Below are 22,668 nucleotides of genomic sequence, written 5' to 3'. Positions count from 1 at the left end.
CCTCAACCCGTAAGGAGGCCGCCGTGGCCGGCGACCTGAAGCATGTGACCGACGATTCTTTCGACGAGGACGTTCTCAAGAACGCCAAGCCCGTCCTGGTGGACTTCTGGGCCGCCTGGTGCGGACCGTGCCGCCAGATCGCCCCGTCGCTGGAGGCCATCGCCGCCGAGCACGGCGACAAGATCGAGATCGTCAAGCTCAACATCGACGAGAACCCGGCCACCGCCGCCAAGTACGGGGTCATGTCCATCCCCACCCTGAACGTCTACCAGGGCGGAGAGGTCGTCAAGACCATCGTCGGCGCCAAGCCCAAGGCCGCGCTCGTCCGCGACCTTGACGAATACATCGGCTGACGAAACAGCAGGCGTCGGCAGACGCACGATGTTTCACGTGAAACGGGTCCGTCCCCCCGCTCGGGGGACGGACCCGTTCTCCGTTCTGCTCACCGCGGCCTGCTTCAGAGCGGTCGTAGCGCCGGTTCCTTCTTCACCGCTCCCAGGAGCCGGTCGAGCGCCAGCTCCACGTCTTCCTTCCAGGAGAGCGTGGTGCGCAGCTCCAGCCGTAGCCGTGGGTATCTCGTGTGCGGGCGCACCGTCTTGAAGCCCACCGCGGTGAGATGGTCGGCGGGCAGCACACAGGACGGCTCTTTCCAGCGGCTGTCACCGAACGCCTCGATGGCCTTGAAGTCCCGCCGCAGCAGATCCTTCGCCACGGTCTGCACCATCACCCGGCCGAGCCCCTGTCCCTGATAGCCGGGCATGACCCAGGCCGTCATCAACTGGACGGCGTCCGGCGAGACCGGGCTCGTCGGGAACGCCAGGGAACGCGGTACATAGGCGGGGGGCGCGTACAGGACGAAGCCGACCGGCAGATCATCGATGAAAACGATGCGCCCGCAGGATCCCCACTCCAGCAGGACGGCCGAGATCCACGCCTCTTTCTCCGAACCCGCCCGGCCCGCCCCTGCCGCGGCGTCACCACTGACCGGATCAAGTTCCCAGAAGACACACGTACGGCAGCGATGGGGGAGGTCCGAAAGGTTGTCCAGCGTGAGCGGTACGAGCCGACGCCCCATGGAGGCTGTTCCTCACTTCTTTCCCCTGCCGCACTCTGAGCGCCCGCCGACGCGCTCCGTTCCCGGAGCAGGCCGCCGACAAAGCCACCGAGCACGCCTAGGGTCTTTCGTTTGGGTCTGGCTTGCAGGGAGCGCCCGCCGCGTCAGCGGCTGATGTCACTGCGGGCACGCGAGCCCAGCCACACCCAAACGAGAGGCCCTGGTCCCAGTCCAGCCGACACCAGTTGGCCGCGGCTCGCCGATCGCATGGCCCTCGCTCTCCTTCTGAGGTGGATCAAGGTGGATGGCGCCCTACCAGAACGCATCGTATCCACTGGAGATGACCGGGACACCTGGGGAGCACAAAGGGCGGGCCGTGTTCCGGTCAGCGTGGAACACGGCCCGCCCCAAGGGTGCGGTGGAGCCTCAGCTCTCCTCTTCGTCCTCGGTGTTCTCGGAGAGCCCCTGGTCCAGGACACGCCCCTCACCGGGGGCGAGAGTGCCGAGGATCCGGTCCAGATCGTCCATCGAGGCGAACTCGACGACGATCTTCCCCTTCTTCTGTCCGAGGTCGACCTTCACCCGGGTCTCGAAGCGGTCGGAGAGCCGCGACGCCAGATCGCCCAGCGCCGGCGACAGCCGGGCACCGGCCCTCGGGCCCTTCGGCTTGGAGGTGGTCTGCGGACGCGACCCCATCAGGGTCACGATCTCCTCGACCGCTCGTACGGAGAGACCTTCGGCGACAATGCGGTGTGCCAGCCGGTCCTGCTCCTCGGAGTCGTCCACCGACAGCAGCGCCCTGGCATGACCGGCGGAGAGCACTCCGGCCGCGACCCTGCGCTGCACCGGAGGGGAGAGACGCAGCAGCCGCAGGGTGTTGGAAACCTGCGGACGCGAACGCCCGATCCGGTCGGCGAGCTGGTCGTGCGTGCAGTTGAAGTCCTTGAGCAACTGGTCGTAGGCCGCGGCCTCTTCCAGCGGGTTCAACTGAGTCCGGTGCAGGTTCTCCAGCAGTGCGTCCAGCAGCAGCTTCTCGTCGTCCGTGGCGCGGACGATCGCGGGGATGCGCTCCAGCCCGGCCTCCCGGCAGGCCCGCCAGCGCCGCTCGCCCATGATCAGCTCATAGCGCTCCGGGCCCACCTGCCGTACGACGACGGGCTGGAGAAGCCCCACCTCCTTGATGGAAGTGATCAGCTCGGCAAGCGCGTCCTCGTCGAACACCTCACGGGGCTGCCGGGGGTTCGGAGTGATCGAGTCGATCGGCACTTCCGCGAAATAGGCCCCGGCCACGGCCGGTTCGGGCGCCGCCTCCCGCTCCGGTACGACGGTCCCAGACTCCGGGGAGACGGTGGCCGTCGGCAGCGACGTCACCTTCGCGGCGGCGACCCCCCGCTCCGCCGTCAGCACCGGGGCACCACCCGGAGAAGCCGTGGCCACTCCGGGGGCGGTCACCGGCTGCTCCTGCGGAGCGGCAGGGATCAGTGCACCGAGCCCACGCCCCAATCCTCTACGTCGCTCGCTCACTGGATCCCCTCCGACATGCTCTGCTGACTGTTCTGGATACCCACATGGGCCTGCTGGGAGTCGTAGTGGACCCCCACCCCCCGCAGGGCGATCTCACGGGCGGCTTCGAGATACGAGAGGGATCCACTGGAACCCGGATCATAAGTCAGCACCGTCTGCCCGTAGCTCGGCGCCTCCGAGATGCGGACGGACCGAGGAATGCTCGTCCGCAGCACCTCGTTGCCGAAGTGGCTCCGCACCTCGTCCGCCACCTGCGAGGCGAGACGCGTCCGGCCGTCGTACATGGTGAGCAGAATCGTCGAGACATGCAGCGTGCGGTTGAGATGGGCCCGCACCAGATCGACGTTCCGCAGCAACTGACCCAGTCCTTCCAGCGCGTAGTACTCACACTGGATAGGAATCAGCACCTCCGCACCCGCGACCATCGCGTTGACGGTCAGCAGGCCGAGCGAGGGCGGGCAGTCGATGAGGATGTAGTCCAACGGCTGCTCGTACGCCTCAATCGCCCGTTGCAGTCGGCTCTCCCGCGCCACCAGGGACACCAACTCGATCTCCGCACCGGCGAGATCGATGGTGGCCGGGGCGCAGAAGAGACCTTCGACGTCCACGACCGGCTGGACCACCTCGGAGAGCGGCTTGCTCTCCACCAGGACGTCATAGATCGACGGTACTTCGGCATGGTGGTCGATCCCCAGCGCCGTGGAGGCGTTGCCCTGCGGATCGAGGTCTACCACCAGCACGCGCGCACCGTGGAGCGCCAGGGAGGCGGCGAGGTTGACCGTGGTGGTGGTCTTGCCTACGCCGCCCTTCTGATTGGCGACCACCATGACACGTGTCTGTTCGGGGCGGGGCAGACCCTCGCCGGCCCGGCCCAGCGCCTCCACCGCCAGTTGGGCAGCATGACCAATGGGGGTGTCGTCCAACGGGGGCGGTGTTTCACGTGAAACATCCTCCCCCTGCGACTCGGTGCGGGGGCCGGGGACCGGATCGGTCATCGGTCCCGCGATGTTGGCGTCGGACCGCAAGGATTCACTCTCCTCGACTTCAGACTCGCAATGGACAGAGCCTGCCATGCCTTCGGGGTCGTGAACCAGCGAGGCCCGTGGATCTGTGGATGAATCCGCGTCTGTGGACAACCCCGCCCCCCGTACGAGGGGTTTTCGGCCGCGCGGTGTGGCAGACGCGCGGCCTCGGGTGATGATGCCCTGCAGCAATGAGCGACGTTTCACGTGAAACACGATGCACGCGCTGCGGGGCTAGACCATCACGACACTCCGCAATGCATAGGTATGGCAGCTTGTATGGACCATCACTGATAGCCACTGAGGACTGTACGTCTCAACGGCGGCGCCGCGCACGGCCGGCCCGCGCGGCTTTGGCCCGCTTCGTCGCGAACCTCACACCGCCGGGGCTCTCCCCGACCTCCACCCGCACCACCGTGGCGAGCGGATCAACGATGCCCTCCCCGACCTGAAGCACCGAGGCCTCCACCACGCCGAGCTTGCTCAGCGCCGCCCGGGCCCCGTTGATCTCCTCCTCGGCCGTGTCGCCCTTCAGCGCCAGCATCTCGCCGTAGGGACGAAGCAGCGGCACCCCCCAGCCCGCCAGCCGGTCCAGCGGCGCCACCGCCCGCGCCGTCACCACATGGACCGGCTGGAGCGTACCGAGAACCTCCTCGGCCCGGCCGCGTACCACCGTCACATGGTCCAGGCCCAGCAACTCGACCACTTCCTGGAGGAAGTTCGTCCGCCGCAGCAGCGGCTCCAGCAGCGTGATCTTCAGGTCGGGCCGTACCAGAGCCAGCGGGATCCCGGGAAGACCCGCGCCGGAGCCGACGTCGCAGACCATCACTCCCTCGGGCACGACCTCGGAGAGCACCGCGCAGTTCAACATGTGCCGCTCCCACAGGCGCGGCACCTCACGGGGGCCGATCAGACCGCGCTTGACGCCCGCGTCCGCCAGCAGCTCCGCGTAGCGGACAGCCTCCGGAAAGAACTCACCGAAAACAGTGCGCGCCTCGTCCGGTGCGGGGGGAAGCTCTGCTGCCTCCGTCACGGGAACCGTCCTTCCATACCGAACCACCCACCGGTGGCTGACTATCAGGCTGACAAAGATCGGCCCCGCCTGCGCGACAGGCGGGGCCGAAGACGTTGAACCACTCAGGCAGGGAGCACCACGACGAAGCGCTCGGGCTCCTCGCCCTCGGACTCGCTGCGCAGACCGGCGGCGGCGACCGCGTCGTGCACGACCTTCCGCTCGAAGGGCGTCATCGGGCTCAGCTTCACCGGCTCACCGGTGCTCTTCACCTCGTCCGCCGCCTGGGCACCCAGCTCGGCCAGCTCGGTGCGCTTCTTGGCCCGGAAACCCGCGATGTCCAGCATGAGCCGGCTGCGGTCGCCGGTCTCCCGGTGGACAGCGAGCCGCGTCAGCTCCTGAAGTGCCTCCAGGACCTCGCCGTCGCGCCCCACCAGCTTCTGAAGGTCCACACCGGCCACGTCGCTGATGATCGAGACCGCGGCCCGGTCTGCCTCGACGTCCATGTCGATATCGCCGTCGAGATCGGCGATGTCGAGCAGGCCCTCAAGGTAGTCGGCCGCAATCTCCCCTTCCTGCTCCAGGCGGGTCAGGGTGTCGCCCCCCTCAGGGGCGGCGGAGATGGTGCCTTCCGTCACGGATGGACTCCTTTTTACTTCTTGGTCGGGTGCGTGGGCCGCTGCTGACCCTTGCGCTGCCCTGACTTGGCCTTCTGGCGTGTGGCACCGGCGGCGGGCTTGCCCGACGGCTTGGACGTGGTGTCCTGCGCCTCGTCCTTCTTCTGCAACGAGGTCTTCGCCTGCGGCTCGGCCGGCTCGGAGTGACCGGACTCCGGCTTGTCCGTACCCGCCTGGGCCGCGGCGGCCTGCCGCTGCGCCTTGGTCTGGCGCTTGGGCTGCTGGCGCCTGGCCGCGGCGCCCGCCTCGGCCTCGGCGGCGGCGGTGTCGCTCTTGATCACCGTGCCGTCGGGCTGTGCGGCCAGACCCGATTTGCCCAGACCCACGAAGAACTTGCGCTCGTTGTCGTTACGGTCCGGCCCCTTGGCCACGATCGCCTGCACGACGGAACGCTTGCGGCGGGACCGCACCTCGCCGTGCGTGGTGATGTTCTTCAGCAGACGCTGCAGGTACTGGTCCTGCGCCTTGCTCCCCGGGGTCGGGTTCTGGTTGATCACGTACATCTGCTGGCCCATGGTCCACACGTTGGTGGTCAGCCAGTAGACGAGCACACCCACGGGGAAGTTCACGCCGGTGACGGCGAAGATCAGGGGGAAGATGTACATCAGCATCTTCTGCTGCTGCATGTACGGCGTCTTGACCGTCAGGTCGACGTTCTTCGTCATGAGCTGGCGCTGCGTGTAGAACTGCGACGCCGACATCATCACGATCATGATCGCGGTGACGATCCGCACGTCGGTCAGCGACGCGTTGAGCGACGCGACCTTCTCGCTGCTGTCCAGGAACTTGGCGGCCAGCGGGGCGCCGAAGATGTGCGCCTGTCGCGCACTGTCCAGCAGCCCCTGGTTGATCACCCCGATGGTCTTGCCGCTCGCGATGCTGGAGAGCACGTGGTAGAGCGCGAAGAAGAACGGGGACTGCGCCAGGATGGGCAGACACGAGGAGAGCGGGTTCGTACCCGTCTCCTTGTACAGCTTCATCATCTCTTCGGACTGACGCTGTTTGTCGTTCTTGTAGCGCTCCTGGATCGCCTTCATCTTGGGCTGGAGCACCTGCATGTTCCGCGTCGACTTGATCTGCTTCACGAAGAGCGGGATCAGGCAGATGCGGATCAGTACCACCAGGGACACGATGGACAGTCCCCAGGCCCAGCCCGTGTCGGGGCCGAAGATCATCCCGTACAGCGAGTGGAACTGGACGATGACCCAGGAAACCGGTGTGGTGATAAAACTGAAGAGACTGGCAATCGTGTCCACTAATCAGGCTCCTTGAGCTTTGGGCGAGGTCTCTGCGGCCGGGCTGGGGGTGTCGGGGGCCGATCCCCCGGAAGGCACGTCAGCAGCGGGCCGCCCGCCCTTACCGCCGCGCCACGCGTTGCGCAGCAGTTCATGCCATCGCGGCCGTTTACGCGGCGGGACATGGTCCACGCCGCCCGGCGACCACGGATTGCACCGCAGAATGCGCCAGGCGGTCAGCGCCGTGCCCTTCACCGCGCCATGGCGGTCGATGGCCGTATATCCGTAGTGCGAACACGACGGGTAGTACCGGCAGACGGGCCCGAGGAGCGGGCTGATCGTCCACTGGTACAGCTTGATCAGAGCCAGCAGCGGGTACTTCATCGCGCGCCCCCTCCCAGCAGCCGCTGGAGAGCGGCGTCCAGGTCTCGGGCCAGCAGTGCATGATCGGCGTCGCCTGATCCGGGCAGCGCCCGTACGACAACCAGGCTACCGGGGGGCAGTGCGGGCAGGCGGTCGCGTATGAGATGGCGCAGGCGCCGCTTCACACGGTTCCGTACGACCGCTCCGCCCACCGCTTTGCTTACGACGAAACCCGCACGCACCGGGGAAGCGCTCTCCCCAGGCGCGTGCGGGTCCGTTGCACCGCTGTTCATATGGACGACGAGAAGCGGGCGTCCAGCCCGGCGTCCTCGCCGTACCGCGGTCGCGAAGTCCTCGCGCCGCCTCAGCCGATTCTCGGTAGGCAGCACGTCATGACCTGTTTTTCAGCAGGCGATCAGGCGGACAGACGGGCGCGACCCTTGCTGCGACGCGTCGCGAGAATCGCGCGGCCGGCACGGGTACGCATCCGCAGCCGGAACCCGTGGGTCTTGGCACGACGGCGGTTGTTCGGCTGGAAGGTGCGCTTGCTCACTCGGGGGCTCCAGAAAATGATGTGTGGATGGCGGGACATCGCCTGGCTGTCACCGTGCGCCCACGAGAAGCTCAGAAGCTCGCGTTCACGCCCGAGTGCACCGCTTCACAACCACAGATCGTGATCTTTGCCCATCGGAGGCAGGCGGCAGCAGCCATCGACAACTCGACCTGGTCACGGTACGCGCGGCTACGCCATCCGGTCAAACCAGCTCAGTGCCGGACTCCATTGTGCACAGCCTGTGGACAACAACTTGAACCGCGCGGGTCGGCCTGACTACCTTGGCGGAGACCGCTCCTATGCGCCGGTCGGTCTTCACCCCGGCTTTCCCCGCCGGCCTTCCCACCCCGTCCCGAGAAGCACACATTCGTGGGACCAGCGAGAGAGCGTGCCTTGTGGCTGATGTACCTGCCGATCTTGCCGCAGTGTGGCCACGAGTGCTGGAGCAGCTCCTCAGAGAGGGCCAGCAGGGCGTGGAGCCCAAGGACAAACAGTGGATCGAACGGTGCCAGCCCCTGGCCCTGGTCGCCGACACCGCGCTGCTCGCCGTCCCCAATGAATGGGGCAAGCGCGTCCTCGAAGGGCGCCTCGCCCCCCTCATCAGCGAGACCCTGAGCCACGAGTGCGGCCGGCCCATCCGGATCGCGATCACCGTCGACGACTCGGCGGGCGAGCCCACCCCTCCGGCGCCGCCCGTTCCCCAGCAGCACCGCTACCAGGGTCCGCTCCACGACGAGCCGCGGCAGGACGACGCGTACGACGGCTACGGGCACCGCCCCTCCGACGACGGCATGCCGTCCGTACGCCCCGCCTACCCGGACTACCAGCAGCAGCGCCCCGGCGCCGGGGCCTGGCCGCGCACCCAGGAGGACCTGTCCTGGCAGTCCCGCTCCGGCGGGTACCAGGACCGCGACCCGTACGCCACCGCCCGGCCGCAGCACCACGACTACCGGCAGCCCCAGGGCCAGGACAGGTCCCCGTACGAGCAGCCCACCGACCACCACGCCCGGCACGACCGGCACGACCTCCAGGAGCCGCCGGCGCCCCGGCACGGCGGCGGGCAGAGCGTGGGCCGCGCGCGCGCCGGAGCGCCGGGGCCGCTGGGCGCCCAGCCCGCCCCCGCGGCGGGCCCCGGCGAGCCGCAGGCCCGGCTCAACCCCAAGTACCTCTTCGACACGTTCGTCATCGGCGCGTCCAACCGCTTCGCGCACGCGGCGGCGGTCGCCGTCGCCGAGGCGCCGGCCAAGGCGTACAACCCGCTCTTCATCTACGGCGAGTCCGGGCTGGGCAAGACCCACCTGCTGCACGCCATCGGGCACTACGCGCGCAGCCTCTACCCCGGTACGCGGGTGCGGTACGTCAGTTCCGAGGAGTTCACGAACGAGTTCATCAACTCGATCAGGGACGGCAAGGGCGACACGTTCCGCAAGCGCTACCGGGATGTCGACATCCTCCTGGTCGACGACATTCAGTTCCTGGCGTCCAAGGAGTCGACGCAGGAGGAGTTCTTCCACACGTTCAACACGCTCCACAACGCCAACAAGCAGATCGTGCTCTCCTCGGACCGGCCGCCCAAGCAGCTGATCACTCTGGAGGACCGGCTGCGCAACCGCTTCGAGTGGGGACTGACCACGGACGTCCAGCCGCCGGAGCTGGAGACCCGTATCGCGATCCTCCGTAAGAAGGCGGTCCAGGAGCAGCTCAACGCGCCGCCCGAGGTGCTGGAGTTCATCGCCTCGCGGATCTCGCGCAACATCCGCGAGCTGGAGGGCGCCCTCATCCGGGTCACGGCGTTCGCCTCGCTCAACCGGCAGCCGGTGGATCTCGGGCTCACCGAGATCGTGCTGAAGGACCTCATCCCCGGCAGCGAGGACGCGGCCCCGGAGATCACCGCGACCAACATCATGGCGGCGACCGCCGACTACTTCGGGCTGTCGGTGGACGACCTCTGCGGCTCCTCGCGGAGCCGGGTGCTGGTGACGGCGCGCCAGATCGCGATGTACCTCTGCCGGGAGCTGACCGATCTCTCGCTGCCGAAGATCGGTGCCCAGTTCGGCGGGCGTGACCACACGACGGTCATGCACGCGGACCGGAAGATCCGTGCGCTGATGGCCGAGCGCCGCTCCATCTACAACCAGGTGACCGAACTCACCAACCGCATCAAGAACGGCTGACAGCGAGAGCGGCCTCACGGCGCTCACGAGGGCGCCCGGGACCCCGTCCGACACGGTCCCGGGCGCCCTTTCGCCGTTCTGGACGGCTCGCGGCGCCGCCTCCGAGGGCTCGCGGCACCGTCCCTGAGGGTTCGCGGCGCCCTCCCGGACGGCTCGCGGCGTGTCACCGGCCGCCCTCGCTGTTCGAATACGCGGCGGCACGGAAGCCTTCTCCACAGATTCGGGCAGAATCTTCCGTCCACAGCCTGGGGACCCAGGAGTTGTCCCGATCGTGTCCACAGGGCAGGCCGTCGCCCGGACATCGCTCCAGGTCAGGGGGGTGTGGATTTGTGGTTGACGCCGCTCCACAGCCTGTGGACGAATTTTCTGTCCACAGGGCCTCCGGGATCTTGTCCACCGGCGGCCCACAGGCAACCCTCCGTCGCCCACAGCTTCTCCACAGCCCTGTCCACTGTTCGGCAACGAAACACCCGGGGTCGCTGAGTCGAGTGAAAGGCGTCACATCAAGGAGGTCGGTTGGGCTGTGGGGAACGTGGGTAAAACTGGGGACGCGGCTGGGGAGAAGTCAGGGTGTCCTGTGCATGGGGTGTGCAGAACTTTCGCCTGTCCACAGAAGAGCCGAGTTCTCCACGGCTCCGCCCACAAGCCCGGTGGATAAAAAAACGGGCTTGACCTGCGCATACGACGTTATCCACGGTTTCCACAGGACCTACTACTACTACCCCTGAGAGTTAGCCAGGAGTCCGTTTCGAAGCAGGGCCTGTGCACAACTTCGCGGCCGACCGTCCGGAACGTCTCGCCTCGGCTTGACCCGCGACAGCACCGAGTGTCGGCGCCGTAGGTCAGACTGGTCCCCGGCATCACAGCCGACGACGAAGGCCAGCAGGGCGAGCGAGCAACAGCAGGAGGCGGTTCCGGTGAAGATCCGGGTGGAGCGCGATGTACTCGCGGAGGCGGTGGCCTGGGTGGCCCGTAGCCTTCCGGCCCGTCCGCCGGCGCCGGTGCTCGCTGGCCTTCTGCTGAAGGCGGAGAACGGCGCGCTCAGCTTCTCCAGCTTCGACTACGAGGTTTCGGCGCGGGTCTCGGTGGACGCGGAGGTGGAGGATGACGGCACCGTCCTCGTCTCCGGCCGGCTGCTCGCCGACATCTGCCGCGCGCTGCCCAACCGTCCGGTGGAGATCTCCACAGACGGTGTACGGGCGACGGTCGTCTGCGGCTCCTCCCGCTTCACGCTCCACACACTGCCTGTGGAGGAGTACCCGGCGCTGCCGCAGATGCCGACGGCCACCGGCACCGTGCCCGGTGAGGTCTTCGCCTCGGCCGCCTCCCAGGTCGCCATCGCCGCGGGCCGCGACGACACGCTGCCCGTCCTGACCGGCGTACGGATCGAGATCGAGGGCGACACGGTCACCCTGGCCTCGACCGACCGCTACCGCTTCGCGGTCCGTGAGTTCCTGTGGAAGCCCGAGTCGCCGGACATCTCCGCGGTCGCCCTGGTGCCCGCCAAGACGCTGCTGGACACCGCCAAGGCGCTCACCAACGGCGACACGGTCACTCTGGCGCTCTCCGGTTCCGGCGCGGGCGAGGGCCTGATCGGCTTCGAGGGCGCGGGACGGCGTACGACGACCCGGCTGCTCGAAGGTGATCTGCCGAAGTACCGCACGCTCTTCCCGACCGAGTTCAACTCGGTCGCGGTGATCGAGACCGCCCCGTTCGTCGAGGCCGTCAAGCGCGTGGCCCTGGTCGCGGAGCGGAACACCCCCGTACGGCTCAGCTTCGAGCAGGGCGTTCTCATCCTCGAAGCCGGTTCCAGCGACGACGCACAGGCTGTGGAGCGCGTCGACGCCCAGCTCGACGGCGACGACATCTCGATCGCCTTCAACCCGACCTTCCTGCTGGACGGTCTGAGCGCGATCGACTCCCCGGTGGCCCAGCTCTCCTTCACGACGTCCACGAAGCCGGCGCTGCTCAGCGGTCGCCCGGCCGTCGACGCCGAGGCGGACGAGGCGTACAAGTACCTGATCATGCCGGTACGCCTGAGCGGCTGACCCCACAGGTGAGTGGCCGGGTCCGGGCGTAGGCTCGGACCCGGGTACGAATCGCCTCAACGCTTAAGGAACGCCTGATGGAGCTCGGTCTTGTGGGTCTCGGCAAGATGGGCGGCAACATGCGCGAGCGCATCCGCCGCGCCGGACACACCGTCATCGGATACGACCGCAATCCGGATCTCGCGGACGTCCACAGCCTCAAGGAGCTGGTGGACAAGCTCAAGGGTCCGCGTGTGGTGTGGGTGATGGTTCCCGCGGGTGCCGCGACCCAGGCGACGATCGACGAGCTCGCCGAGCTGCTGTCCCCCGGTGATGTCGTGGTCGACGGCGGGAACTCCCGCTGGACCGACGACGAGAAGCACGCGGTCGAGCTGGGCATCAAGGGCATCGGCTTCCTCGACTGCGGTGTCTCCGGCGGTGTCTGGGGCCTCGACAACGGCTATGCGCTGATGTACGGCGGTGACGCGGAGCATGTGGCGAAGGTGGAGCCGATCTTCGACGCGCTCAAGCCCGAGGGGAACTTCGGCTCCGTGCACGCCGGCAAGGTCGGCGCGGGCCACTTCGCCAAGATGGTCCACAACGGCATCGAGTACGCCATGATGCAGGCGTACGCCGAGGGCTGGGAGCTGCTGGAGAAGGTTGACTCGGTCACCGATGTCCGTGAGGTCTTCCGCTCCTGGCAGGAGGGCACGGTCATCCGCTCCTGGCTGCTGGACCTGGCGGTCAACGCGCTGGACCAGGACGAGCACCTGAACCAGCTCCGGGGGTACGCGGAGGACTCGGGCGAGGGCCGGTGGACGGTCGAGGCGGCCATCAACCACGCGGTGCCGCTGCCCGCGATCACCGCGTCGCTCTTCGCGCGGTTCGCCTCGCGCCAGGAGGACTCGCCGCAGATGAAGATGGTCGCGGCGCTGCGCAACCAGTTCGGCGGCCATGCCGTCGAGTCGGCCGACGGCAAGTAGTGACATCCGGGGAGGTCCGCGCACAGCCATGCACGTGACGCATCTGTCGCTGGCCGACTTCCGGTCGTACGCCCGGGTGGAGGTGCCCCTCGACCCGGGCGTCACCGCGTTCGTGGGGGCGAACGGGCAGGGCAAGACGAATCTGGTCGAGGCGGTCGGCTATCTGGCGACGCTCGGCAGCCACCGGGTCTCGTCGGACGCGCCGTTGGTCCGGATGGGCGCGGAGCGCGCGGTGATCCGGGCGGCGGTCACGCAGGGCGAACGCTCGCAGCTCGTGGAGCTTGAGCTGAACCCCGGCCGGGCGAACCGGGCCCGTATCAACCGGTCGTCGCAGGTCAAACCGCGTGACGTGGTCGGGATCGTACGGACGGTGCTGTTCGCGCCGGAGGACCTGGCGCTGGTGAAGGGCGATCCGGGCGAGCGCCGCCGGTTCCTGGACGAGCTGATCACCGCGCGGTCGCCGCGGATGGCGGGGGTGCGGTCGGACTACGAGCGCGTGCTCCGGCAGCGGAACACGCTGCTGAAGTCGGCGGCGATGGCGCGGCGGCACGGCGGGCGTGGCATGGACCTGTCCACGCTGGACGTCTGGGACCAGCATCTCGCGCGCGCCGGTTCGGAGCTGCTGGCGCAGCGGGTCGATCTGATCGCGACGCTGCAGCCGCTGACGGACAAGGCGTACGAGCAGTTGGCGCCGGGCGGCGGTCCGGTCACGTTGGAGTACCGTTCCTCCGCCGGTGGCCCGGGCGGTGACGAGCCGGGCGGTTCGCCGGGCGTCGATGGTCCGGGCGAGCCGGGCGCCGGGTCCTCGCGCGACGAGCTGTACGCGCATCTGCTGGCGGCGCTGGCCGAGGTGCGCAAGCAGGAGATCGAGCGGGGCGTGACGCTGGTCGGGCCGCACCGGGACGATCTGGTGCTGAAGCTGGGCCGGCTGCCGGCGAAGGGGTACGCGAGCCACGGCGAGTCCTGGTCGTACGCGCTGGCGCTGCGACTGGCCTCGTACGATCTGCTGCGCGCCGAGGGCAACGAGCCGGTGCTGGTGCTGGACGACGTGTTCGCCGAGCTGGACGCGCGGCGGCGGGAGCGACTGGCGGAGCTGGTGGCTCCGGGTGAGCAGGTGCTGGTGACGGCGGCGGTGGACGACGATGTGCCGGGTGTGCTGGCCGGGGCGCGGTTCGCGGTGGCCGAGGGTGCGGTGGAGCGCGTATGAGTCCGTTGAGTCCGGGAACGCCGGGGGGCCCAGGGGCGCCGGGTCCTCGGTGGCCGGGGGGCCGCGGGGTGCCCGCGGAGCTGCCCGAGCCGTCCGCCGGGGCCGTGCCGCCGTCGTCGGCGGCGTCGGTGCCTGAGCCGTCCGGGGTGGATCTGGCCCGGGTCGCGCTGCGGGCGGCGAAGGAGCAGGCCCGCGCCCGGGGCAACGCCGTACAGCAGAAGAAGCAGGCCAGGCGCGGTGGCGGGCTGCGGTCCGGCGCGCGGGCCGACGGGCGTGATCCGCTGCCGCTGGGTGCGGCGATCAACCGGCTGATCATGGAGCGGGGCTGGGAGACCCCGGCCGCCGTGGGCGGGGTGATGGGCCGCTGGCCGCAGATCGTCGGGGAGGACCTGGCGAAGCACTGTGTGCCGCAGCGTTACGACGACGCCGAGGACGCGCGGGTGCTGACCGTGCAGTGCGACTCGACGGTGTGGGCGACGCAGTTGCGGCTGCTGGCGCCGCGCCTGGTGGCGCGGCTGAACGAGGACCTGGGCCACGGCACGGTCCGGATGATCAAGGTGCTGGGACCGGGGGGCCCGCCGCAGCGGTACGGCCGCCTCCGGGCGCCGGGGTCCACGGGGCCCGGCGACACGTACGGCTGAGGCTCCGCTCCCGTCCCTTCTGAGCGCCCGTCCCGCTGAGCGCCCGTGGCCTCGCGCGTCCTGGGACCTCGTACGTCCCCGTACTCCCCGCGTCCTTGTATCCCCTGCGTATCCCCCGCGTTCCCGGTGCCCGCGCGCGGCACCGATTCTCCTCACGAGCCGTCCTTCTTACGGGGGACGGCTCGCCCCGTTCCGTGCCGCCCGGTGGCGCTGTGACCTGGGAGAGCGCCTGGGGAGATTGAGGTGTCCCTCACCGTAGTGGGAGGTTGACAGGCCGAAGCGCTCAACGCCGGTGTGAGCCTCTTGGAGCCCCTTCCCGAATATGGGGAGTCGGAGGCTGCTCATCCAGGGCGGCACATGCGGACTCAGGTACCGGCAAACCCCCATTCGGGTCGGCGCTACCGGTAGACTGATGGGAAATCCCGCGCTGCTTGCGGGGGACTGTCAACAGATGCTGACACAAGCCGAACGACGCAGCCGCTCCCGCTTGCTCGGAGGACGGCCTGTGCTGTGCCAGAAAGGGCGCTTCGTGGCCGATTCCGGCAACCCCAAAGAGAAGACCCCGTCCGTCGCCACTGGCGAGCACGGCGAGGTGACCGCCGCGTACGACGCCAGTGCCATCACCGTTCTTGAGGGCCTGGACGCGGTCCGCAAGCGGCCCGGCATGTACATCGGCTCGACCGGTGAGCGCGGGCTGCACCACCTTGTGCAGGAAGTCGTCGACAACGCCGTCGACGAGGCGATGGCCGGGCACGCGGACACGATCGACGTCACGATCCTCCCCGACGGCGGGGTCCGGGTGATCGACAACGGCCGCGGGATCCCGGTGGGCATCGTTCCGTCCGAGAACAAGCCGGCCGTCGAGGTCGTGATGACGGTGCTGCACGCGGGCGGCAAGTTCGGCGGCGGCGGTTACGCCGTCTCCGGCGGTCTGCACGGCGTGGGCGTCTCCGTCGTCAACGCGCTCTCGACGAAGGTCTCGGTCGAGGTCAAGACGGACGGCTACCGCTGGACGCAGGACTACAAGCTCGGTGTGCCGACGGCGCCCCTGGCCCGTAACGAGGAGACGTCCGACTCCGGTACGACCGTGACGTTCTGGGCCGACCCGGACGTCTTCGAGACGACGGACTACTCCTTCGAGACGCTGTCGCGGCGCTTCCAGGAGATGGCCTTCCTCAACAAGGGCCTGACCCTGACCCTGACGGACGAGCGCGAGTCGGCGAAGGCCGTCGTGGGCGCGGACGTCGCGGGTACGGACGCGGTGGAGGGCGCGGACGAGGAGCCGCCGGCGCGTACGGTGACGTACTTCTACGAGGGTGGCATCGTCGACTTCGTGAAGTACCTCAACTCGCGCAAGGGCGAGCTGATCCACCCGACGGTCATCGACATCGAGGCCGAGGACAAGGAGCGGCTGCTCTCGGTCGAGATCGCGATGCAGTGGAACGCGCAGTACAGCGAGGGTGTGTACTCCTTCGCGAACACGATCCACACGCATGAGGGCGGTACGCACGAGGAGGGCTTCCGCGCGGCGATGACCGGTCTGGTCAACCGCTACGCGCGCGAGAAGAAGTTCCTGCGGGAGAAGGACGACAACCTGGCGGGCGAGGACATCCGCGAGGGTCTGACCGCGATCATCTCGGTGAAGCTGGGCGAGCCGCAGTTCGAGGGGCAGACGAAGACGAAGCTGGGCAACACGGAGGCGAAGACCTTCGTCCAGAAGATCGTGCACGAGCACCTGACGGACTGGTTCGACCGTAATCCGAACGAGGCCGCGGACATCATCCGCAAGTCGATCCAGGCCGCCACGGCCCGGGTCGCGGCCCGTAAGGCGCGGGATCTGACCCGTCGCAAGGGGCTGCTGGAGAGCGCGTCCCTGCCGGGCAAGCTGAGCGACTGCCAGTCGAACGACCCGTCGAAGTGCGAGATCTTCATCGTCGAGGGTGACTCCGCCGGCGGTTCGGCGAAGTCGGGCCGTAACCCGATGTACCAGGCGATCCTGCCGATCCGCGGCAAGATCCTGAACGTCGAGAAGGCGCGGATCGACAAGATCCTCCAGAACACCGAGGTGCAGGCGCTGATCTCGGCGTTCGGCACGGGGGTGCACGAGGACTTCGACATCGAGAAGCTCCGCTATCACAAGATCATTCTGATGGCGGACGCCGACGTCGACGGCCAGCACATCAACACGCTGCTGCTGACGTTCCTGTTCCGCTTCATGCGTCCCCTGGTCGAGGCCGGGCACGTCTATCTCTCCCGCCCGCCGCTCTACAAGATCAAGTGGGGCCGGGACGACTTCGAGTACGCCTACTCCGACCGGGAGCGCGACGCGCTGGTCGAGCTGGGCAAGCAGAACGGGAAGCGGATCAAGGAGGACTCGATCCAGCGCTTCAAGGGTCTGGGCGAGATGAACGCCGAGGAGCTGCGGATCACCACGATGGACGTCGACCACCGGGTGCTCGGCCAGGTCACGCTGGACGACGCGGCCCAGGCCGACGATCTGTTCTCGGTGCTGATGGGCGAGGACGTCGAGGCGCGGCGGTCCTTCATCCAGCGCAATGCCAAGGACGTCCGCTTCCTCGACATCTAGTCGGTCACCGCTGACGGATTCGACAAGGCCGAAAGGAACACTGACCAGCGATGGCCGACGAGAACACCCCCGCAACACCTGACAACGCCGACGACTCCGAGAACTCCGGCGTCCCCGGCACCCCTGGGACCCCTGTGGTCCAGGAGGTGGTCGAGGCGGTCGAGGGCCTGGCGATGCGCGTAGAGCCCGTGGGGCTCGAAACGGAGATGCAGCGCTCGTACCTCGACTACGCGATGTCCGTCATCGTGTCGCGCGCGCTGCCGGACGTACGGGACGGCCTCAAGCCCGTCCACCGGCGCGTGCTGTACGCGATGTACGACGGCGGTTACCGGCCCGAGAAGGGCTTCTACAAGTGCGCCCGCGTCGTCGGTGACGTGATGGGTACGTACCACCCGCACGGCGACTCCTCGATCTACGACGCGCTGGTCCGCCTCGCGCAGCCGTGGTCGATGCGGATGCCGCTGGTGGACTCCAACGGCAACTTCGGTTCACCGGGCAACGACCCGGCCGCCGCCATGCGGTACACCGAGTGCAAGCTGATGCCGCTGTCGATGGAGATGCTCCGGGACATCGACGAGGAGACCGTCGACTTCACGGACAACTACGACGGCCGCAACCAGGAGCCGACGGTGCTGCCGGCGCGGTTCCCGAATCTTCTGATCAACGGCTCGGCGGGTATCGCCGTCGGTATGGCCACGAACATCCCGCCGCACAATCTGCGGGAGGTCGCGGCCGGCGCGATGTGGGCGCTGGAGCACCCGGAGGCCTCGCACGAGGAGCTGCTGGACGCGCTGATCGAGCGGATCAAGGGTCCTGACTTCCCGTCCGGCGCGCTGGTCGTGGGCCGTAAGGGCATCGAGGAGGCGTACCGTACGGGCCGCGGCTCGATCACGATGCGCGCGGTGGTCGAGGTCGAGGAGATCCAGAACCGCCAGTGCCTGGTGGTCACGGAGCTCCCGTACCAGACCAACCCGGACAATCTCGCTCAGAAGATCGCCGATCTGGTCAAGGACGGAAAGGTCGGTGGCATCGCCGACGTCCGCGACGAGACGTCCTCCCGTACGGGGCAGCGCCTGGTCGTCGTCCTGAAGCGGGACGCGGTCGCCAAGGTCGTCCTGAACAACCTGTACAAGCACACCGATCTCCAGTCCAACTTCAGCGCGAACATGCTGGCGCTGGTGGACGGGGTGCCGCGCACGCTGTCGCTGGACGCGTTCATCCGGCACTGGGTGACGCACCAGATCGAGGTCATCGTCCGGCGTACGAGGTTCCGGCTGCGCAAGGCGGAGGAGCGGGCGCACATCCTGCGCGGTCTGCTCAAGGCGCTCGACGCGATCGACGAGGTCATCGCGTTGATCCGGCGCAGCGACACGGTCGAGATCGCGCGTGAGGGCCTGATGGGGCTGCTCACGATCGACGAGATCCAGGCGAACGCGATCCTGGAGATGCAGCTCCGCCGGCTGGCGGCCCTGGAGCGGCAGAAGATCGTCGCGGAGCACGACGATCTCCAGGCGAAGATCAACGAGTACAACGCGATCCTGGCGTCGCCGGAGAAGCAGCGGCAGATCGTCCGCGAGGAACTGACCGTCATCGTCGACAAGTTCGGTGACGACCGGCGTTCCAAGCTGGTCCCCTTCGACGGTGACATGTCCATGGAGGACTTGATCGCGGAGGAGGACATCGTCGTCACCATCACGCGTGGCGGCTATGTGAAGCGTACGAAGACGGACGACTACCGCTCGCAGAAGCGCGGCGGCAAGGGTGTCCGCGGGACGAAGCTCAAGGAAGACGACATCGTCGACCACTTCTTCGTCTCCACGACCCACCACTGGCTGCTGTTCTTCACGAACAAGGGCCGGGTCTACCGGGCCAAGGCGTACGAACTGCCGGACGTCGGCCGGGACGCGCGGGGTCAGCACGTGGCCAACCTGCTCGCTTTCCAGCCGGACGAGCAGATCGCCGAGATCCTGGCGATCCGCGACTACGAGGCCGTGCCGTATCTCGTTCTCGCAACAAAGGCGGGGCTGGTCAAGAAGACCCCGCTCAAGGATTACGACTCTCCGCGGTCGGGCGGTGTCATCGCGATCAACCTCCGGGAGACCGACGCGGGCGCGGACGACGAGCTGATCGGCGCCGAGCTGGTGTCGGCGGAGGACGATCTGCTGCTCATCAGCCGGAAGGCGCAGTCGATCCGGTTCACCGCGACGGACGACGCGCTGCGCCCGATGGGGCGTGCCACGTCCGGGGTCAAGGGGATGAGTTTCCGCGAGGGCGACGAGCTCCTCTCGATGAATGTCGTCCGGCCCGGTACGTTCGTCTTCACTGCCACGGACGGCGGCTACGCGAAGCGGACCGCTGTCGACGAGTACCGCGTCCAGGGCCGTGGCGGCCTCGGCATCAAGGCCGCCAAGATCGTGGAGGACCGCGGGTCGCTCGTCGGCGCGTTGGTGGTCGAGGAGACTGATGAGATCCTTGCCATCACCCTCGGCGGTGGTGTGATTCGCACGCGAGTCAACGAAGTCAGGGAGACGGGCCGTGACACCATGGGCGTCCAACTGATCAACCTGGGCAAGCGTGATGCCGTCGTGGGTATCGCGCGCAATGCCGAGGCGGGCCGTGAGGCTGAAGAGGTCGACGGGACCGATGACCCGGGGACCGATGAGGCCGGTACGGCCGAGGTCGCCGGAGGCAGCAAGCCTCCGGCCGGGGAGCACGAGGAGTAAGCGTGAGTGGAGCCACGGGCGCCGGATCGGCCGCTTCAGGAGCGAACGGTGCCCGTGGCCCTGCCACGGACTCCCAGGGGGTTACCGTGACCGACACCCGGGGGAACAAGCCCCCGTTCGAGACCTATGGCGCTGGGCAGCCGCAGCCGGCCGCCCAGCCGTACCACCCGCCGCAGGCGTATCCCTCTCCGGGCGGCGGAGCCACTCAAGCCGGACAGGGATCCAAGCCGGCCGGACAGCAGGGCCAACAGGGAGCTTCCGTGACATCTGCCCCTTCCGCCACCGGAACCGCCGGAGGCGGCGGTTCCGCCGCACCGACGACGGGACCCGCCGCCGCGGCGGTACGCCTGCCGAGGACGGGCGCGCGGACCACGCCCCGGACGCGCAAGGCGCGGCTGCGGGTCTCCAAGGCCGACCCGTGGTCGGTGATGAAGGTCAGCTTCCTGCTCTCCATCGCGCTCGGCCTCTGCACCATCGTGGCGGCGGCGGTGCTGTGGATGGTCATGGACGCCATGGGCGTCTTCTCGACCGTCGGCGGGACGATCAGCGAGGCCACGGGATCCAACGAGAGCAACGGGTTCGACCTCCAGTCGTTCCTGTCGCTGCCGCGGGTGCTCGTCTTCACGTCGGTCATCGCGGTGATCGACGTGGTGCTGGCGACCGCGCTGGCCACGCTCGGGGCCTTCATCTACAACCTTTCCGCGGGCTTCGTGGGCGGCGTCGAGCTGACGCTCGCCGAGGACGAGTGAGGTCCGGGTATCGATTTTGGGGCTGGCCCTGAAGTGCGCTAATCTTCAGGGGCAGCGCGGGGCTATAGCTCAGTTGGTTAGAGCGCATCCCTGATAAGGATGAGGCCACAGGTTCAAATCCTGTTAGCCCCACCGCGAGTATCGGCCCGTACGGATCTCTCCGTACGGGCCGATCGCATTGCACGGTACTTTCCACGTCGCCCTGTCTTTTCATACTGTCCTGTTTTCGCGCTGTCCTGTCGGCCCGTGCCGACTGAGCGACCGTTCTTTTACTGTCGGTGTCCGGCCGTGACGACGGCGGGAGTTGGGGTCGGACAGGTCACCGATCGATATCGATCGGTGTGTATAGTCGGGCGCCAGAAGTCCCCTACGTCAAGGAAAGACGAGGTCGCGCGGTGAAGAAGCTTCTTTTGGTCGCACTGGCTGCCATCGGCGGGCTCCTCGTGTACCGCCAGATCCAGGCGGACCGCGCCGAGCAGGATCTGTGGACCGAGGCGACGGACTCCGTGCCCGCAGGTTCGGGTGTGTGAGACGCAGCAGTCCTGATGCGAGCCCCGGTCGCTGAGCGGCCGGGGCTTCGTGCTGCCCGCTGGTGTGGCCCTGGTGGCGCCCGCTGTCCCGGTTCCGCCGCCGTCCGCTGTCCCCCGGCCTCCTCGGTGCCCGCTGTTCCGGCCCTCGTGGCGCCCGCTGTTCTGCCCGGGCAGACAGCGGTGCGGCCGCCGGGGCAGGATGGACCCCCGCAGACGGAACGCGACAGCGGGCAGAGGCAGGGGGAGAGCGCGTGAACGGGCAGCGCAGCAGGGGCCGGGTGGCGTCGGCCGCGACATCGGTGATGTGCGTGGCGGCGGCCGTGAGCGCGGCCCTGGCGCTGCCGGGGCAGGCGTGGGCGGCGGGCGGGCCGGCTCCGTACGCCTTCGAGCCCGACGCGCGGCAGATCACCGGCGCGGCGAGCACGAGCGAGGCGCGGACGCTGGACACCGGCGCCGTCTACCGCGACTCGATCAAGCCGGGGGAGAAACGCTTCTACCGGCTGGACCTGACGAAGCCCACGAGCGACTACGTCTCCGCGGTCGCCGTGCCCGAGCCCGGTACGAAGGTCGTCTTCGGGGACAAGATCGAGGTTTCGCTCCAGAACCGCGAGGGCACCGACTGCAGTTCGAACTACTCGAACTTCGGTGCGCAAGGAGAGTTCGCCCGGCCGCTCGCCGCCTACGCCTACCGGGTGATCAAGGAAGGCGCGTCCACCTGCCAGGAGTCGGGGGCGTACTACGTCGTCATCGAGCGGACCAGTGAGAAGACCTCCTCGGCCACGCCGTGGGAGCTGGAGATCCGCCACGTCACCGAGCCGAGGCTCAAGGAGACCGGGCCGACCCAGGCGCCCTCGCAGTGGCCGAGCGCCTCCCCCGAGCCGGTCGCGGGCGCGGTGCGCGAGCGGGCGGGCGGTCACGGCTTCACCGACGCCAAGGGGCTGGAGTCGGGCGAGTGGACGACGAAGATCGAGCCGGGGGCGTCGCTCTTCTACCGGGTGCCCGTCGACTGGGGGCAGCAGCTCTTCGCCAGCGCCGACCTCGGCAGCTCGGACGGGGACGGCTTCGTGGGCGGCGCGCTCGGGTTGTCCCTCTACAACCCGGCGCTCGGGTACGTGGACGGCAGCGGCTCGGTCTCGTACGACGGCAAGCAGAAGACGACGGCCCTCGACCCGCTGCCGCCGGTGGCCTACGAGAACCGCTTCGGCTACCGCTCCGGCGACCAGGACATGCGGTTCGCGGGCTGGTACTACCTGCGGATCAGCCTCAACCCGGAGGTGGGCAAAACGTTCGGGGAGAGGCCGTACGGGGTGACGCTACGGGTCGACGTCAAGGGCACGCCGAAGGCCGGACCGGGGTACGACGGGCCCGCCGGCCTCTTCGACGTGACCGGCGACGACCGGGACGCGGCCTCGGCCGGACAGGACGAGCGGGGCACGGCGCGGAGCGACACGATGGCGATGGTCGCGGCGGGCGGGATCGGCACGGGCACGGTGCTGGTGCTCGGGCTCGGCGTGTGGACGCTGCTGGCACGGCGGGGCGGGGCCGACGGCGGCCGGGGCGGGGCCGTACCGGCTCCGTGATCCGTGAACGTGATCCGTGACGGGCGC

20 protein-coding genes and 1 tRNA gene are annotated in these 22,668 nt (G+C 68.5%); 12 read left to right on the top strand and 9 right to left on the bottom strand.

The features are described 5' to 3' along the window. The first annotated feature begins 23 nt into the window (after window positions 1-23). Entirely contained in the window at window positions 24-353 is a 330-nt protein-coding gene (gene trxA, locus ACFXPL_RS11175) for a thioredoxin (protein WP_384916048.1), read from the top strand. Window positions 354-457: 104 nt separating this feature from the next. Here trxA and ACFXPL_RS11170 read toward each other — a convergent pair whose 3' ends face one another. The 9 genes from ACFXPL_RS11170 to rpmH form a co-directional block, all read right to left on the bottom strand. Continuing rightward, window positions 458-1,075 (bottom strand): GNAT family N-acetyltransferase, encoded by a 618-nt coding sequence (locus ACFXPL_RS11170; RefSeq protein ID WP_384916045.1) that lies wholly within the window; start codon window positions 1,073-1,075, stop codon window positions 458-460. A gap of 405 nt (window positions 1,076-1,480) precedes the next feature. Further along, the gene (locus tag ACFXPL_RS11165; protein ID WP_384916042.1) at window positions 1,481-2,578 is read right to left on the bottom strand and encodes a ParB/RepB/Spo0J family partition protein; all 1,098 of its coding nucleotides are present in this window, start codon (window positions 2,576-2,578) and stop codon (window positions 1,481-1,483) included. Next, window positions 2,575-3,651 (bottom strand): ParA family protein, encoded by a 1,077-nt coding sequence (locus tag ACFXPL_RS11160; protein ID WP_384916039.1) that lies wholly within the window; start codon window positions 3,649-3,651, stop codon window positions 2,575-2,577. Before ACFXPL_RS11160 ends, ACFXPL_RS11165 begins: the two co-directional genes overlap by 4 nt. A gap of 265 nt (window positions 3,652-3,916) precedes the next feature. After that, window positions 3,917-4,633: a 16S rRNA (guanine(527)-N(7))-methyltransferase RsmG gene (gene rsmG, locus ACFXPL_RS11155; RefSeq protein WP_384916036.1), complete on the bottom strand. Its 717-nt coding sequence runs from the start codon at window positions 4,631-4,633 to the stop codon at window positions 3,917-3,919. A gap of 104 nt (window positions 4,634-4,737) precedes the next feature. Then, window positions 4,738-5,250, bottom strand: coding sequence for a protein jag (locus ACFXPL_RS11150; RefSeq protein ID WP_384916033.1), 513 nt, complete (start codon window positions 5,248-5,250; stop codon window positions 4,738-4,740). A gap of 14 nt (window positions 5,251-5,264) precedes the next feature. Further along, window positions 5,265-6,545, bottom strand: coding sequence for a membrane protein insertase YidC (gene yidC, locus ACFXPL_RS11145; RefSeq protein ID WP_384916030.1), 1,281 nt, complete (start codon window positions 6,543-6,545; stop codon window positions 5,265-5,267). A 3-nt stretch (window positions 6,546-6,548) separates the two neighbouring features. Continuing rightward, a complete protein-coding gene (yidD, locus tag ACFXPL_RS11140) occupies window positions 6,549-6,908 on the bottom strand; it encodes a membrane protein insertion efficiency factor YidD (RefSeq protein WP_384916027.1) in 360 nt (119 codons plus the stop codon). Further along, window positions 6,905-7,276 carry a ribonuclease P protein component gene (rnpA, locus tag ACFXPL_RS11135; RefSeq protein ID WP_384916024.1) on the bottom strand — a complete coding sequence of 124 codons (372 nt, stop codon included), beginning with the start codon at window positions 7,274-7,276 and terminating at the stop codon, window positions 6,905-6,907. Before rnpA ends, yidD begins: the two co-directional genes overlap by 4 nt. 26 nt (window positions 7,277-7,302) lie before the next feature. Next, a complete protein-coding gene (rpmH, locus tag ACFXPL_RS11130; RefSeq protein ID WP_003975051.1) occupies window positions 7,303-7,440 on the bottom strand; it encodes a 50S ribosomal protein L34 in 138 nt (45 codons plus the stop codon). A gap of 395 nt (window positions 7,441-7,835) precedes the next feature. On the opposite strand from rpmH, the gene dnaA reads away from it, so the two are divergent. The 11 genes from dnaA (at window position 7,836) to ACFXPL_RS11075 (ending at window position 22,641) form a co-directional block, all read left to right on the top strand. Beyond that, window positions 7,836-9,614, top strand: coding sequence for a chromosomal replication initiator protein DnaA (gene dnaA, locus ACFXPL_RS11125; RefSeq protein ID WP_384916021.1), 1,779 nt, complete (start codon window positions 7,836-7,838; stop codon window positions 9,612-9,614). Window positions 9,615-10,531: 917 nt separating this feature from the next. Beyond that, window positions 10,532-11,662, top strand: a complete 1,131-nt coding sequence (gene dnaN, locus ACFXPL_RS11120; RefSeq protein WP_384916018.1) for a DNA polymerase III subunit beta — start codon at window positions 10,532-10,534, stop codon at window positions 11,660-11,662. 77 nt (window positions 11,663-11,739) lie between these two features. Continuing rightward, the gene (gnd, locus tag ACFXPL_RS11115; protein ID WP_384916015.1) at window positions 11,740-12,624 is read left to right on the top strand and encodes a phosphogluconate dehydrogenase (NAD(+)-dependent, decarboxylating); all 885 of its coding nucleotides are present in this window, start codon (window positions 11,740-11,742) and stop codon (window positions 12,622-12,624) included. A 28-nt stretch (window positions 12,625-12,652) separates the two neighbouring features. Further along, entirely contained in the window at window positions 12,653-13,831 is a 1,179-nt protein-coding gene (recF, locus tag ACFXPL_RS11110; protein WP_384916012.1) for a DNA replication/repair protein RecF, read from the top strand. Then, window positions 13,828-14,472: a DUF721 domain-containing protein gene (locus ACFXPL_RS11105; RefSeq protein WP_384916008.1), complete on the top strand. Its 645-nt coding sequence runs from the start codon at window positions 13,828-13,830 to the stop codon at window positions 14,470-14,472. Before recF ends, ACFXPL_RS11105 begins: the two co-directional genes overlap by 4 nt. A 505-nt stretch (window positions 14,473-14,977) precedes the next feature. After that, a complete protein-coding gene (gyrB, locus tag ACFXPL_RS11100; protein ID WP_384916005.1) occupies window positions 14,978-17,059 on the top strand; it encodes a DNA topoisomerase (ATP-hydrolyzing) subunit B in 2,082 nt (693 codons plus the stop codon). 50 nt (window positions 17,060-17,109) lie between these two features. Beyond that, on the top strand, window positions 17,110-19,782 hold the full coding sequence (gene gyrA / locus ACFXPL_RS11095; RefSeq protein WP_384916002.1) for a DNA gyrase subunit A: 2,673 nt from the start codon (window positions 17,110-17,112) through the stop codon (window positions 19,780-19,782). Window positions 19,783-19,868: 86 nt separating this feature from the next. Beyond that, on the top strand, window positions 19,869-20,531 hold the full coding sequence (locus ACFXPL_RS11090) for a DUF3566 domain-containing protein (RefSeq protein WP_384916000.1): 663 nt from the start codon (window positions 19,869-19,871) through the stop codon (window positions 20,529-20,531). Between the two features lie 58 nt (window positions 20,532-20,589). Beyond that, a tRNA-Ile gene (locus tag ACFXPL_RS11085) sits at window positions 20,590-20,663 on the top strand. A 263-nt stretch (window positions 20,664-20,926) separates the two neighbouring features. Further along, on the top strand, window positions 20,927-21,061 hold the full coding sequence (locus ACFXPL_RS11080) for a DLW-39 family protein (protein ID WP_003958712.1): 135 nt from the start codon (window positions 20,927-20,929) through the stop codon (window positions 21,059-21,061). Between the two features lie 251 nt (window positions 21,062-21,312). Next, window positions 21,313-22,641, top strand: coding sequence for a hypothetical protein (locus ACFXPL_RS11075; protein ID WP_384915997.1), 1,329 nt, complete (start codon window positions 21,313-21,315; stop codon window positions 22,639-22,641). The last annotated feature ends 27 nt before the right edge of the window (window positions 22,642-22,668 follow it).

Origin of the sequence: Streptomyces sp. NPDC059092 (genome assembly GCF_042756365.1) — a bacterium.
GTDB lineage: Bacteria > Actinomycetota > Actinomycetes > Streptomycetales > Streptomycetaceae > Streptomyces.
Note: the sequence above shows the minus strand (reverse complement) of the source record. Positions and strands in the feature narration are given on the sequence as shown.